12 protein-coding genes are annotated in these 14,418 nt (G+C 64.8%); 10 read left to right on the top strand and 2 right to left on the bottom strand.

Annotated elements, in window-relative coordinates:
- The first annotated feature begins 3 nt into the window (after nt 1–3).
- From GJ699_RS12970 to GJ699_RS12930, 9 genes are all read left to right on the top strand, one after another.
- Nucleotides 4–1,341: a TldD/PmbA family protein gene (locus tag GJ699_RS12970; protein WP_154376802.1), complete on the top strand. Its 1,338-nt coding sequence runs from the start codon at nt 4–6 to the stop codon at nt 1,339–1,341.
- 8 nt (nt 1,342–1,349) lie between these two features.
- Nucleotides 1,350–1,973, top strand: a complete 624-nt coding sequence (locus tag GJ699_RS12965; RefSeq protein WP_371867551.1) for a DUF4159 domain-containing protein — start codon at nt 1,350–1,352, stop codon at nt 1,971–1,973.
- Nucleotides 1,974–1,975: 2 nt separating this feature from the next.
- Nucleotides 1,976–2,977 carry an AAA family ATPase gene (locus GJ699_RS12960; RefSeq protein ID WP_154376800.1) on the top strand — a complete coding sequence of 334 codons (1,002 nt, stop codon included), beginning with the start codon at nt 1,976–1,978 and terminating at the stop codon, nt 2,975–2,977.
- Entirely contained in the window at nt 2,977–3,870 is an 894-nt protein-coding gene (locus GJ699_RS12955; RefSeq protein WP_154376798.1) for a DUF58 domain-containing protein, read from the top strand. Before GJ699_RS12960 ends, GJ699_RS12955 begins: the two co-directional genes overlap by 1 nt.
- Nucleotides 3,867–4,907, top strand: a complete 1,041-nt coding sequence (locus GJ699_RS12950) for a BatA domain-containing protein (protein ID WP_229262091.1) — start codon at nt 3,867–3,869, stop codon at nt 4,905–4,907. Before GJ699_RS12955 ends, GJ699_RS12950 begins: the two co-directional genes overlap by 4 nt.
- Nucleotides 4,891–6,912: a DUF4175 family protein gene (locus GJ699_RS12945; protein ID WP_154376796.1), complete on the top strand. Its 2,022-nt coding sequence runs from the start codon at nt 4,891–4,893 to the stop codon at nt 6,910–6,912. Before GJ699_RS12950 ends, GJ699_RS12945 begins: the two co-directional genes overlap by 17 nt.
- Entirely contained in the window at nt 6,909–8,612 is a 1,704-nt protein-coding gene (locus GJ699_RS12940) for a hypothetical protein (protein ID WP_229262090.1), read from the top strand. The genes GJ699_RS12945 and GJ699_RS12940 overlap by 4 nt, the downstream gene beginning before the upstream one ends.
- A gap of 64 nt (nt 8,613–8,676) precedes the next feature.
- Nucleotides 8,677–8,928 carry a helix-turn-helix domain-containing protein gene (locus tag GJ699_RS12935; protein ID WP_154376794.1) on the top strand — a complete coding sequence of 84 codons (252 nt, stop codon included), beginning with the start codon at nt 8,677–8,679 and terminating at the stop codon, nt 8,926–8,928.
- Nucleotides 8,925–9,539: a glutathione S-transferase family protein gene (locus tag GJ699_RS12930; RefSeq protein ID WP_154376792.1), complete on the top strand. Its 615-nt coding sequence runs from the start codon at nt 8,925–8,927 to the stop codon at nt 9,537–9,539. Before GJ699_RS12935 ends, GJ699_RS12930 begins: the two co-directional genes overlap by 4 nt.
- On the opposite strand, the gene GJ699_RS12925 is transcribed toward GJ699_RS12930, so the two are convergent.
- Nucleotides 9,512–10,150, bottom strand: a complete 639-nt coding sequence (locus GJ699_RS12925; RefSeq protein ID WP_154376790.1) for a pyridoxamine 5'-phosphate oxidase family protein — start codon at nt 10,148–10,150, stop codon at nt 9,512–9,514. The genes GJ699_RS12930 and GJ699_RS12925 overlap by 28 nt on opposite strands.
- Nucleotides 10,151–10,234: 84 nt before the next feature.
- Between GJ699_RS12925 and pdxR the strand changes: the two genes are divergently transcribed.
- Entirely contained in the window at nt 10,235–11,797 is a 1,563-nt protein-coding gene (pdxR, locus tag GJ699_RS12920; RefSeq protein ID WP_154376788.1) for a MocR-like pyridoxine biosynthesis transcription factor PdxR, read from the top strand.
- Here pdxR and GJ699_RS12915 read toward each other — a convergent pair.
- Nucleotides 11,745–14,177 carry a TonB-dependent receptor plug domain-containing protein gene (locus GJ699_RS12915; RefSeq protein ID WP_154376786.1) on the bottom strand — a complete coding sequence of 811 codons (2,433 nt, stop codon included), beginning with the start codon at nt 14,175–14,177 and terminating at the stop codon, nt 11,745–11,747. The two genes, pdxR and GJ699_RS12915, sit on opposite strands and share 53 nt — an antisense overlap.
- Nucleotides 14,178–14,418 lie beyond the last annotated feature (241 nt).

The raw sequence follows: 14,418 nt of genomic DNA, 5'->3' as shown, positions 1-14,418 counted from the left end.
ACAATGAAGATGCTGAACCAGGAAGAAGCAAAACGCATTTGCGACAAGGTGATGTCGCTGTCCAAGGCCGACGAGTGCCGCGTGCAGATCAGCGGCAGCCGTAACGGTAATATCCGCTATGCGCGCAACGCGGTGTCGACGGCGGGCCTGATCGAGAACACCCAGCTGACCGTGAGCGTCGCTTTCGGCAAGAAGCAGGGCACGGCGTCGATCAATGAGTTTGACGACAAGTCGCTGGAAAGAGTGGTGCGCCGCGCCGAAGACGTGGCACGTCTGGCGCCGGAGAATCCGGAGTTCCTGCCAGCGATCAAGAAGCAGGAATTCAAGCCATCGGTAACCTTTAGCGAGGCCACCGCCGCCATCGATCCCGAGTACCGCGCCGAAGTGGCGGCGGCCAGCATCAACGCGGCCAAGAAGCAGGGCTTGATCGCGGCCGGCTTCTTCAGCGATACCAACGGCTTTGAAACCGTGGCCAATTCCAACGGCGTGTTCGGTTACCAGACGCTGAGTAACCTCGGCTTCACCGTCACCACCCGTACAGAGGATGGACGCGGTTCCGGCTGGGTGACCCGCTCCGCCAACGACGCGCGCAAGTTCGACGCGCGCGAAGCGTCCGAAGTGGCCATCGAGAAGGCTGTCAAATCGGTGGATGCCAAGGCGCTGGAGCCGGGCCGCTATACCGTGATTCTGGAACCGGCGGCGACTTCGGAAATCATTGGCCGCATGTTCGGCGCCTTTGATGCGCGTCGTGCCGATGAGGGTCGCAGCTTCCTGTCGAAAAAGGGCGGTGGCAATCGCCTGGGCGAGAAGCTGTTCGACGAACAGGTCAACATCTGGGCCGATCCATGGAATCCGGATGTGCCGGTGCTGCCGTGGGATGACCAGGCCATGCTGGCGCGCGAGCGCACGGACGTGATCAAGGGCGGCAAGGTGGCTTCGCTGGATTACACCCGCTACTGGGCGGAGAAGCAGGGCCAGCGCGCCACCGGCCGTCATGGCAATATGATCATGGCCGGCGGCGGCAAGTCGACCGAGGAACTGATCGCTTCGACCAAGAAGGGCATTCTGGTTACCCGCACCTGGTATATCCGCATGGTCGATCCGCAATCGCTGCTGCTCACTGGCCTGACGCGTGACGGCACTTTCTACATCGAGAACGGCAAGATCAAGCATCCGATCAAGAACTTCCGCTTCAACGAAAGCCCGGTGTCGATGCTGAACAATATCGATGAACTGGGCAAGCCGGTGGTGATCGGCGGCGATGAGGTGCGCTTCCAGATGCTGATTCCGCCAATGAAGGTGCGCGACTTTAACTTCACGTCGCTGTCGGACGCGGTGTAAGGGCTGCCGTGGCCTCGTACGATTTCTATTTCACGCGCCTGACTTACGAGTCGGGCGACTGGGATGTGGATGTCCGCATGCCCAGCAACGTGCTCAATTCGCTGGTGGAATACACCACCTTGCGGGTCGATCCCGTTGAACGCATCGTCGCGCTGTCCGACCCCAAGATGCTGGAGGCGCCGTTCTGCTATTTCGCCGGCCACAAGCTGGTGCAGTTCACGGCGGCCGAGCGCAAGAACCTGGAACGCTACATCAAGGGCGGCGGTTTTTTGTTCGTGGACGACTGCAACCACGACATCGACGGGCTGTTCGCGAAATCGTTCGAGGCCGAAATCGCCCGTATCTTCGGGCCGAAGGCGTTGCACAAGATCCCCAACAACCATCCGATTTATTCGAGCTTCTTCAAGTTCGAGGATGGGCCGCCAAATACGACGGTGGAGTTGAACGGCTGGGGCGACGATCTGGTGCACGACTATCTGAAGGCGATCGAAGTTGGGGGCCGCGTGCGGCTCCTGTACAGCAACAAGGACTACGGCTGCGAGTGGGACTACGACTTCCGCAACAAGCGCTTTCTCGCCGTCGACAACACCCGCTTTGCGGTCAATATCATTCAATATGCGTTGGGAGCTTAGTAATGGCTGATGGGGCAATCGCCTGGAGCGAAAATGAAATCGGTGAACTGACCGCGAAGGTGAAGGCGCTGAAGGCCAGCATGTCGCGTGTGATCATCGGCCAGGAGAACGTGATCGACTCGCTCATCATCTGCCTGCTGGCCGGTGGCCACGCGCTGGTGGAGGGCGTGCCGGGACTGGGCAAGACGCTGCTGGTGAAGTCGCTGTCGCAAGCGACCGAGCTGGATTTCCATCGCGTGCAGTTCACGCCGGACTTGATGCCGTCCGATATCGTCGGCACCGAGATTCTGGAAGAGGACCATGCGACGCGCAAGCGCGAGTTCCGCTTCCAGCAAGGTCCGGTGTTCACGCAGGTGCTGCTGGCGGATGAGATCAACCGCGCGCCGCCGAAGACGCAATCGGCGCTGCTGGAGGCGATGCAGGAACGTTCGGTGACCTTCGCCGGTCAGACCCACAAGCTGCCGAAGCCGTTCTTTGTGCTGGCGACGCAGAATCCGATCGAGCAGGCTGGCACTTATCCGCTGCCGGAGGCGCAGCTGGACCGCTTCCTGCTGCGCATCGATGTGGTCTATCCGACCGAGGAAGAAGAGATTCGCATGGTATCCGCCACCACGCACGCGGGCCTGAAGGATGCGGAACCGGTGATGGACGTGCCAACCTTGCTGCGCCTGCAGCAGCTGGTGCGTGACATCGAGATCGGTGATCATCTGTTGGCGTATGCGACACGGCTGGTGCGCGCCACAAGGCCGGCGCTGACCACGGTGCCGGCGGTGAAGCAGCATATCGGCTGGGGCGCTGGTCCGCGCGCCGGGCAGGCGCTGGTGCTGGCATCGAAGGCACGCGCGTTGATGCAGGGCCGTCTGGCCGTCACGCGCGAGGATATCGGCGAGATGCTGCTGCCGGTGCTGGCGCACCGTGTGCTGCGCAACTTCGAGGCCGAGGCGGACGGCATTGCGATTGCCGACATCCTGCAGGCGCTGCGCGACCACATTCGTCCTGACTGATGCAAGCCGCCACCAGCGCCGCGCTGGCGCAGACGCGCGATCTGGATCTGGTGATCCGCCACGTGCTGGCGGGGCTGGGCCATGGCATTCACGCTGGCCGCGAGCGCGGCGCCGGCGTCGAATTCTCCGAGTACCGTGCCTACGCGCCGGGCGACGAATGGCGCCGCGTGGACTGGAAGCTGCTGGCCCGCGCCGACCGCTATTTCGTCCGTGAGGCGGAGCGCGACAGTCATGTCGCGGTGTGGTTGGTGTTGGACGCGACCGCGTCGATGGCGGAGCCTAGCCGTGAGATCAACGGCGTCGACAAGCTGTGGTTCGCGCGCACCGTGCTGGCTTGCGTGGCCGCGATCGCGCAGCGTCAGGGCGACGCCTTCGGGCTGCTGATCTGCACCGATGGCCGCATCGACTTCACGCCGGCCTCGCGCGGCCCGCGTCAGTTGCAGCGCGTGCTGGCGGCCATGAATAAAGTCACGCCGCAGGGCGTGCTGCCCGCTGCCGACATCCTGCGCAGCAGCCTGCATTTCGCCCGCGCGCCGAGTGTGATCTTCACCGCCAGCGATTTCCTCGACTGGCCATCGCCGCTGAGCGAAGCCTTGCTGCGGCTGCGGAATATGCGCCATGACGTACGTCTGCTGACGTTGCGCACGCAGGCCGAGGTGGACGCCAGTTTCAAATCCGGCACCGGTTATCGCGATCCTGAGCGGATGGATGGCTTGCACCGCATCGGCAACGCCGACAGGGCACACTACAAGCAGCAAAGCCGTGCGCACTTTGACAGCGTGGCGGCCAGCTGTCGTCAACATAACATCGTTCACCATGAGGCATGCATCGAGCAGCCGCTGGGGAGCGTCTTGCGCAGCTGGTTGCAGCTGGCGGGAGCACGCGCTAAATGATGGTGAGTACCTATCCTTTGTGGTGGCTGGCATTGCCGCTACTGTTGCTGCCGATTTGGTGGCATCGGCAGAAGCGTCAGCGCATCAAGGCCGAGCTGCTGGCGACGGCGCGGTTCCTGCCGTCGGCGCCGCCGGAACAGTTGCGGGTCTGGCAGTGGCGCGACAAGGTACTGCTGCTGGTGCGCTGCCTGCTGTTGATTGCCTTGATCGCGTGGTTGGCGGCGGTGGTATTCCCATGGCGTGGCGATACCGTGCTGCTGGATGCCGGCGTGGATCAGAGCTGGGCCGAGCAGCAAATCACCGCTGCTGGTTTTGGCGGCGCCGCGCGCATGCCGCTGCCGCCATCGGCGTTGCAATGGCTGCGCCAGAACGAGCGCGATTGGCGTGCGGACGCCCGTATCCTCATCGTCACCCGCGCCAACCAGATCGCCATGCCCGCTCGCATACCGCAATTCGGCCATGCCGTCACGGTGCGCGCACAAATGCCACCAGCACCGCCGGCCGCCCCGTCGATCGAGCAGCGCATCGCCCTGTCGGCCGAGAGCGCACACGCCGGCGCCTGGCGTTCCCTGTTTGCGGCCTTCGATGTCGCCGGCGGCGGCACTGCGCACCACACGCTGACCACCGAGCCGGACGCCCGCACCTCGCTGATCATCTGGGACCAGTCCAACACCGCACCACCCGCCAACTGGCGCGCGCCCCACTGGTGGAGCACTGCGGCCGCCTTCCCCGAGCTGACCAACGCTGTCACGCTGACAGCCAACGGCATCATCCTGAAATACGCCGACACTGCGCGTGGCCGCGTCTGGACCTCGGACGCATTCCCGCCACGCGACGCCGGCGCCGCACGCGCCCTTTACGACACCTGGCAAGCACTGGCTGCCACGCCCGCCCCAGCCTACGCCATGCCATCGCAAAGCTTCGCCGCCGCCGCGCTGCCGGCCATCAAAAACGCCAAACCCGAATACTGGCTCGCCCTGATTCTGCTAGCCCTCTTCATACTCGAACGGACCCTGACCCATGCCCGGCGAAACTGACCACCTGCTACGCCGGCTGTGGGCCGCCATCCTGCGCCGCCGCGCGCCGCAATGGCTGTTGGTGCTCGCCCCGCTGGCGATTCTCGCCATCGTCCTGCCAGCCGCTCGCACGGCAGCCGCCATCGCCATCGTCGCATGGGCGGTATGGGCCATCGCCGACGCGGCGCGCTGGCGCCGCCGCACCGCCACACAATGGACATCCTGGCTGAACGAAGCCATCCCCGCGCTGGAAGACAGCAGCGCACTGCTGGCCAGCGCCCCCCAAACGCCCATCACCCGACTGCAGCAACAACGCCTGCAAGCCCGTCTCGCCAGCGCGCTGACCGACCACGACTACCGCAGCATCGCCCGCCAACAAAGCCGCTACGCAATCGCGCCGCTACTGGTCAGCCTCGCCATTGCCGGCGCCGCAGCCGGTTTCCATGCCCAGTCCACTATCGCCGCCGTGCCGCGCCATCAGCAGCAGGCCGGCAAACCGATTATCGATGGCGAGGTCTATCTGCGCGTCACGCCTCCAGCCTACACCGGCGTCGCCGCCTTCGACACCGGTGCGCGCGACATCCAGATCCCGCAATACTCGCAAGTCCGCTGGTGCGTAAAGAACCCGACCGGCGCCCAGCCGATAGTGGAACTCGGCGACGGCCAAACCCTCACCATCGGCCCGGATTGCGCCACACTGCGCGTTGAAGACTCGCTGTTCTGGCGCACGCGCGGCACCAACACCAGCCGCTACAACATCCGCGTTACACCAGACCAGGCACCCGAAGTCACCGTCATCGAACCCACGGAACTGATCCACCTGCTGAAAAAAGACACCAGCACCGTCCAGATATCGGTCAGCGCAAAAGACGATTACGCCATCGTCCGCGCCAGCCTGCACATGACCCTCGCGCGCGGCAGCGGCGAAAACATCCGCTTCAGCGACAAGGAAGTCCCGCTGCCGCAATCGAACGACCCCAAGACCCGCAGCTGGAAAAAGCAGTGGACGCTGGCGGAACTCGGCATGGAGCCAGGCGATGAACTCTACTTCTTCGTCCGCGCCACCGACAACGCGCCGGAAAATCCGCACACCACGCAGTCGCCGACCTACACCCTGCGTCTGCCCGGCCCCGAAGCGGAAAGCCTGGATTCCACTGCATTGCCATCGATGAGCAAACCGGAAAACCTGCGCAGCCAGCGCCAGGTCATTATCGACACCGAACAGCTGGTGGCCGATCTGAAGGCGCATCCCGATATGGCCGCCGCCACGCTGCGCAGCCGTAGCGAAGGCATCGCCGCCGACCAGGCCGCGCTGCGTTTGCGCTATGGGCAGTTCCTGGGCGAGGAATCCAGCTTGTTCGGCAACGAGGAGCATGAACACGAACACCACGACAACGACAAGGGCGAGGCCGGTATGATGAAAGAATTCGGCCACGCCCACGACCAGGAAGACAACGCCACCATCTTCGATCCGCAAACCAAGGCGGTATTGAAGCGCGCGCTGGCGGCGATGTGGGATGCTGAAAAATCGCTGCGCGCAGTCTCGCCCAAGACCGCGCTGCCGCCGGAATACAAGGCGCTGGACGCCATCAAGGAACTGCAGGCTGCGGAGCGGGTCTACCTGCACCGCACCGCTTTTGTGCCGCCAGCACTGAAGGAAGAGAAGCGCATGACCGGCGATATCGTCGGCGCCATGAGCTACAAGCGCGCGCAGGGCACGGCTGGTGATACGGTGCCGGCCGAGGTGCGCGATCTGGTGCAGGCGTTGTCGCGGGATGGCGCGCTGCCGGCGCTGTGGAGTAAAGCGGCGCGTGATGCGATAGCGGCGCGCATCGGCGATCAGGAACAGAAGCTGAGCGCACAGCGCGCGGTGCAGGATGTGCAGGATGGCTGCGTGCCATGCCGCGCCGAACTGCGTGCCTGGTTGCGCGGCACACTGACGGATGCGCCGGTGCTGTTGCAGGCGCGTCCATCGGCCGATACGGCGTTCAGCAAGGCGTGGCAAGGCAAGGAGCAGGGGAAATGATGATGTCTACAGACCTGGCGACCTTGGCGCCACCGCTGCTGGCGCTCGGCACCGGCGTGGTGAGCGCGCTGCTGTATGCGCGCAAGCGGCGTTGGGCGGACGCCCTGCTGGCTGGCGTGGCCGGCGCTGCGCTGGCGGTGACGATAGCCGACGTGCGCTTGCCAACCGATGGCACATCCGCCACCGCGACCTCGATCGCTGTCGGAACGGCGGCTGGCCGCCTCGCAGATGCCGACCGCGCAGCGATTCCGGCGGCGGCCGGCATCGTGCAGACCGGCGACGGCCTGCGTGACGCCGAATGGCGCGATCTGCCCGCGCGTCCGCTGCAATGGAAACCGGCGGCGGCGGACCTGCTATGGTTGGACTTTCCACGCTCGATATCGTTGGGCCGCATCTTCACGCTGACAGTGCGTCGTCCGCAATCGGCCGCATGGCGCCTGCAACTGCTGGCGGAAAACAAGCAGGTGCTGGCCGATTCCGGCACACCATCCGCAGCGTCGCAACTGTCGGTGCAGTGGCTGGCGCCGGTGGCCGAGAACATGGTGCTGCAAGCCCGCCTGCTGGATGCAAACGGCAAGACGATCGCGCAGGGCCCGATCCCGTTGCAAGTCAAGGACGCAGTTCCCCTGCAAATCCAGGGCCGCTTCGACGCCCCATCATTCGATGCGCGCGTATTGAACCAGCTGCTGGCCGATGGCGGCGCGATCATGGACTGGAACGTCACGCTGGGCAAAGCCATCACCCGCAGCGAAACCGCGCGCGCGCCGCTGACCACACCCAACGCGATCTTCGTCGATGCCGCCTATGTCGAACACCTGAGTCCCGCCGCGCGCGGCAGCCTACTGGCGCAAGCGGCGCAGGGCATAACGCTGGTGATCCTGGGCGGCAGCGCGGCCGACGTCAGCATGTGGCAGCGGGAGCTGGGTCTGTATCTACATCCACAGTCACCCACGACCGAGAAGGAAGACGTGCGCCAGTTCGGCGTCACGTTGGCCATGCCACCGGCCACGCTGAACCCCGCCGACAACGCCGCAGCGCCATGGTCGGTGCTGGCGCGCGATGTGAAGAAGCAGCCGTGGATGTGGCAGCGCGCCGTGGGCCAAGGGCAGGTGGTATGGATGGGCGTCATGGACTGGCACAAATATGCGATCAGCGAGCCGCATTTGCTGACCTTGTGGTGGCAGTCGGCCATGGACCGCATTGCGCTGGAGAGTCCGCAGAAAACCGCCTGGCAGTTGAATGATCCGATGCCGGTGCCCGGCCTGCGCAGCGAAGTATGCGCGCAGGGCGTCAAACCTGGTGCGGCGCTGACTGTGACAGGACAGCCGCCGCTGGCCATGCAGCCGCGTAGCGACAAGGCGGATGGCGTGTGCGCCGCGTTCTGGCCACGGCAGGCCGGCTGGGTACAAGTGTCAGCGGAAGGCATGACGGAGCAGGGCAGCGAATACGTCTACGCCGCCGGCGACTGGCCGGCCTGGCAGCGCGCACTGCGTCGCGATGCCACTGCGGTGTACGTAGCCCGCGCTACGCCATCCGGCATTGCCCGCGCCGATGCCGGCACCGCTGGTATGGGCGGCGAGCAGTGGCCGTCATGGCCGACGGCCATCGTGTTCGCGCTCGCGCTGTTCGGCCTGTGGTGGCGCGAGCAGCGGGGCGGTGGCAGCCGTCCATCTGAGCGGATCGGCACAGAAACCGATTGACGCAGCACGGCGCGCGGGGCGGACAGCAGGTACACTAGCTGCATCAACCTTTCCGGTCCATCCTATGCGTGCCCACAAACCCTCACGACGCGACCGCCCCGGCATCGGCGCCGCCGCACAAGCCGGCCCCGGACAGGCGCTGCTGGACTATGCCTTCGGGCGCGCGACCGAAGCGCTGCACCCGCAGGCCGGCGTTCCCGCACCGGTGGCGCGGATTGCGTTGATGGTCGGCTATGCATCGCCTTCCCGTTTCGCCGTGCGTTTTCGCCAGCGCTTCGGCTTCACCCCCACTGCCGTCAGAGGACTTCAATCATGATCCGGATACACCACCTGAATGACTCCCAGTCCGAGCGCATTGTCTGGCTCTGCGAAGAACTGGGCATACCGTATGAATTGCAGTGTTACCAGCGCGATCCTGTCACCCGACTTTCGCCGCCGGCGCTGAAGGCGCTGCACCCGCTGGGAGCGGCGCCGGTGATCGAGGATGGCGATGTGATGCTGGCCGAATCCGCCGCCATCGTGGAGTACATCATCGTCAAGCATGGCCAGGGGCGGCTCAAGCCGGGGCCCGAATCGGCGGCGTATGCCGATTTCCTGTACTGGTTCCACTTCGCCAATGGCACGCTGCAGCCTGCGCTGCTGCGTCTGTTGTCGGTGAGCCGCGCGCAACTGCCGGACGACCATCCTGTGCTGACGGCGGTGCGCGGCCGCGCGGAGCTGGCGCTATCCCTGGTTGAGGCGCGGCTGGCGGTAGCGTCCTGTCTGGCCGGCGACGATTTCAGCGCCGCCGACATCATGACCCTGTTCAGCCTCACCACCATGCTGCTGTTTCAGCCGGTCGACCTCGCGCCTTATCCCGCCATTCGCGCCTATGTCCAGCGCATGCGCGAACGTCCTGCTTATCTCCGCAGCCAGTCGCGCACGTAAGCCGGCGCCGGCAGCGTGCAGGCCGGATCGGCTTGCGGTGCGATTGGCGTGCGTGCCCAGGGCAGCACGCCTGCCCATGCTGGCCAGCTCAGATCTTCCTCGTCGTCATTCGGACCGCCGCTGCGGATTTTGCAGGCGGCTTCCGTCAGCGGGATGCGCATCACGGTGGTGGCCGCGTATTCCTTGTCCGATCCGGGACGGATTTCGGCCTGGCGACCGGGCGCCAGCTTCTCCATGAACGCTTCCATCGCATGGCGCGCGTCATCGCCTTCCACCACCTCAAAGCGGCCGTAGATCATGGCCGAGCGGTAGTTCATCGAATGGCTAAAGGCCGATCGCGCCAATACCAGTCCATCCAGGTGCGTGATCGTCACGCAGCATTCGTCTTCCATCAGACGCTTCAGCATGCGACTGCCGTTCGAGCCATGGATGTATAGATGGTCCGCCTCGCGCCAGCACGCGGTGGGGATGCAATGCGCGCCCCTGGCGTCGCTGAAGGCGATGTGGCACAGATAGGCGTCGTCAATGATGGCGTGCAGCGTGGCGCTGTCGTAGTGCGCGTTGGTGGCGATGCGGCGGATGCGGGTGCGATCGGTCGGTGGCGTGTTCATGATCTCCTTTCGAAAGACTGCAATATAATGCGCTTACTGGCTCTATAAAAAGATCCAGCTATGGGTAATTATTTGGAGCCACGAATGGATATCTCGCTGCTGATCAATACTTATGATGCACAGCATCGCCAGCAGGGCTGGCCGCGTCAGCGTCTGTTGCACGAATGTCTGCGTGATGCCATCCGCAGCGGCAAGCTGGCCGCCGGCCAGCGCCTGGCGGCCTCGCGGGCGCTGGCCGAGGAACTGGGTGTGGCGCGCAATACGGTGCTGTACGCGTACGAACAGCTGGCCAGCGAGGGCTTCGTGACAACCGATCGGCGCGGCACGGTGGTGGCTGAGCTGCGCACAACGGGTGCGCCCATGGGAGATAGCGGGAGCGCGGGCGAGGCGGCGGCGCAGCTGGCGCCAGGCTTGTCGCAGCGCGCATGCAATCTGCGGCCGGTGTCCGGTGCAGCTGACCGCATGGGCGCGTTTGTGCCTGGCGTGCCGGCGCTGGAGCAGTTTCCGATGGCGCTATGGCGGCGCATGCTGGAGCGCGCGCTGCGCGGTATAACGGTGCGGCAGCTGAACTACGGCGACCCGGCCGGCGAGCCACAGCTGCGCGCCGCCATTGCCGATCATCTGCGCGCTTCGCGCGGCGTGGTGTGCGAGGCGACGCAAGTGTTCATCACCGACGGCACGCAAAGCAGCCTGGATCTGTGCATGCTCGCGCTGGCCGACGACGGCGACACCATCTGGATTGAAAATCCCGGCTACGGCGGCGCGCTGGCGGCCGCGCGCGGCGCCGGACTGGCGGTGGCCGGCATCGACGTCGACGACGAAGGCATCGCGCCCAAGCCGGACGATTGGCTGCTGCGGCCACCGCGCCTGATCTACACCACGCCCTCGCACCAGTACCCGGTGGGCAGCGTGCTCAGTCTGCGCCGCCGCCATGCGCTGATCGAAGCGGCGCACACCGCCGGCGCGCTGATTATCGAGGACGACTACGACAGCGAATTCCGTCACGACGGCGCGCCGCTGCACGCCATGCAGGGCTTGGCCAAAGACGCGCCGGTAGTCTATCTCGGTACCTTCAGCAAAACGATGTTCCCCTCGCTGCGGATAGGTTTTGTGGTGGTGCCGGCCGCGCTGGCAGATCAATTTGCGCAGATGCGCGCGCAGTCGTCGGCACGCGGCCGCGTCGCGGAACAATTGGCGTTGGCGGAGTTCCTGCGCAGCGGCCAGTTCCTGCTGCACTTGCGCCGCATGCGGCGGTTGTACCGGCAGCGGCGCGACGCGCTGGTGACAGCGCTACAAAAGCATCTCGGCGCGGTGGCCACGGTGCATGGCGGCTCGGCCGGCATGCATTTGTCGCTGCGCTTCAAGCGCGAGGGCATGGATGATGTGGCGGTGGTGGCGCAGGCGGCGCGGCACGGCATCGCCGTCAATGCGCTCAGCACCCACGACACGCAAGGCGATTCAGGCTGGAAGGGACTGATGCTCGGCTACGCACAAGTGCCGGCCGAGCAAATGGATGAACTGGTACAGCGATTGGCGGCGGTGGTGCACCTTGCGGCCTATGCCGCCAATCGCAAGTCCGCGCTGGCGGCGGAACTTAGAACGCCGTATCCGCCCGCACGTAGAACGAACGGCCGTTCACGCCGATAGGGCAGGTTTCCCAGCAGCGGGTGAAGCCCAGTTTAGGAAAATCGCCGCCGTTGGCCCACAGGTTGGGTAACTGGTTGAACGCATTGTTCACGCCCACGCTGAGGAAGGTACGCTTGCTGAAGGCGTAACGCACCGACGCATCCATCAGCCAGCGCGGGTCCCACTTCTGCAGAGGGCTGAAGTTTTCCGCATACACCGGACCGTAGTAGTTGGCGCGGGTGTTCAGATTCCAGGCACCGGCGGTGTAGTCGGCCGCCACCACGTGGTGCTTGCGCGGCTGGCCATGCTCGATCAGCGTCACCTGCGACTTGTCGAACAGCTGCTCGCCGGTCAGCACCGACGACGTCGAATGACGCTTGGTCACTTCCGTCTTGTTGAAGCCCAGTTGGCCCGACAGCACCAGCGTCGACGCGCTGAATTTGTTGGTCTGCTCGGCCACAATGTCCAGGCCGCGCGTGCGCGTGTCCACCGCATTGGTGAAGAACTGCGCCTGGCCCACGCCCAGCGGCTTGAGGATGTTGGCGATCGGGCCGCCATTGGCTTCCGGCGCGATCTCGCTGGAGAACACGATGCGGTCCTTGATGCGGATTTCATACGCATCGGCGGTCAGTGAGAAGTTCTTCGCCGGACGCAGCACCACACCCACGCTGCCGCTGGTCGAGGTTTCCTCTTTCAGCGGCTTGATGCCGAAGGCCTGGGTGACGGCGCTGCCCTGGCGCGCGGTCAGGGTTTCGGTCAGCACGCCGTTATTCAGGTTGGTGGAGACGGAGCTGTAGAACTCCTGCTGCACGCTCGGCGCGCGGAAGCCGGTCGACAGACTGGCGCGGATGCCGATTTCCTTGGTCGGGTCGAAACGGCCACTCAGTTTGCCGGTGACAGTGCTGCCGAAGTCCGAGTATTTTTCGTAGCGTAGCGCGCCGCCCAGCGTCACGGTGTTCACCGGCTTGGTCTCGGCGTCGAGGAACAGCGCGATATTGTGACGGCCCGAATCCACCGCCGTGCCGGGCGTGTAGCCAGGGAAGCCCTGAATCCCTGCCGCCGCGGTGGCGCCGCTGGCGGTGGTGATGGCGATGGCCGGATTGTTGGTGCGGCCGTACTGGTAAGAGACCGGATCGCCGGCGATGATCTGGTAGTTGTCGCTGCGGTACTCGAAACCGGTGGCCAGCGAGACGATGGTGTCACCGAAACGGACCGGCCCCTTGACGTCGGCGTTGAAGGTCACTTGCGAGAACTTCAGCGTGCCGGTATCAGCCTCGGTTGGCGACTCGGCGTAGATGCCGCCGCTGGCTTTCGGCTCGTACCAGTAGCTCACATTCAGGCTGTTGGACTCATGGAAGGCCAGTTCGCTGGCGCCGTAGTTGATGCTGATGTCGGCCTTCCAGTCGTTCGGCAGATCGTGCCGGTAGCCGAAGGCGAACGAGGCGTCCTTGATGTCGGTGTGGATGGCGGGCAGGAAGCCGTTCGGGTACACCGCCGTGACGGTGCGCGTATCGCCGGCCGAGCGGAAGAAGCCATACGAATCGCTCTTGCGCTGCGAAACGCCGCCGAAGGCGTAGAACTCGCTCTGCTTGTCGATCGGCAGCGCGCCGTTCCACCACAGGTAGTAATCCTTGGTATTGCTGTCGCCGATGTGCTGCGTCACGCGCGGCGGATTGACGCGTAGCGAGTCCGGGCCGGCGCGATTGGTCTCGCCGCGCTTGCGCGCTTCCGCCGTCAGGTTGAGGAAGCCGCCGTTTTCACCCAGCGCGAAGCCGCGATTGATGCTGCCCGCGTACAGGTCGCCGTCGCCTTCCGAGGTGGTGCCCAGCTGGCCGCTCAGCGCGGTCTCGCCGATGTTCGATTTCAGCACGATGTTGATCACGCCCGCAATCGCATCCGAGCCGTATTGGGCGGCGGCGCCGTCGCGCAGCACTTCGATGTGGTGGATGGCCGCCAGCGGAATGGCGTTGATGTCGGTGCCGGCCGAGCCACGGCCGATGGTCTGCTGCACGTTGACCAGCGCCTGCTGGTGACGGCGCTTGCCGTTCACCAGTACCAGCACCTGGTCCGGTCCCAGCGAACGCAGGGTGGCGGGGCGGATCGAGTCGGTGCCGTCGCTGATGAAGGTGGTGGAGAAGTTGAACGACGGGTCCAGCGTTTGCAGCAGCTTGCCCAGCTCCAGCGGGCCGGCGGTCTGCAAGTCCTTCTGGCTGATCAGGCCCACCGGGGAGGACGTGTCCAGCGCGGTCTTGGCCACCGAGCGCGAGCCCAGGACCACCACCGTTTGTTCCTCGGCCTTTACGCTGCCGTCGGTGGACGATTGCGCCTGGGCCGTTTGCGCCGCCAGCAGCAGGATGGCGCTGGCGAGCAAGGTGCGTTTGAATTGAGGTGCTCTTTGCATGGTTCTCTCTCTTGGTATTTTTCGTGAACGACTTGGGTAAGCCGTTGGAAAAATACTAAGGGGCCGCGTGAATCCAGTACAACGCGACATGCACCACAATGTTGCGAATTATGCACATTTGCTAATATTTCGTGCTTTGTAACGCAATGTATCGTAATCTGGCCGGCGGCCCGGAACGACTGTGGTGCAGAGGTGCACAAAAGTGTGGCGCGCCTGCATCGGTATGATGCGCGCGCATATC

Source organism: Duganella guangzhouensis (assembly GCF_009674535.1).
Lineage (GTDB): Bacteria > Pseudomonadota > Gammaproteobacteria > Burkholderiales > Burkholderiaceae_D > Rugamonas > Rugamonas guangzhouensis.
This window is presented reverse-complemented; position numbering and strand designations above follow the sequence as displayed.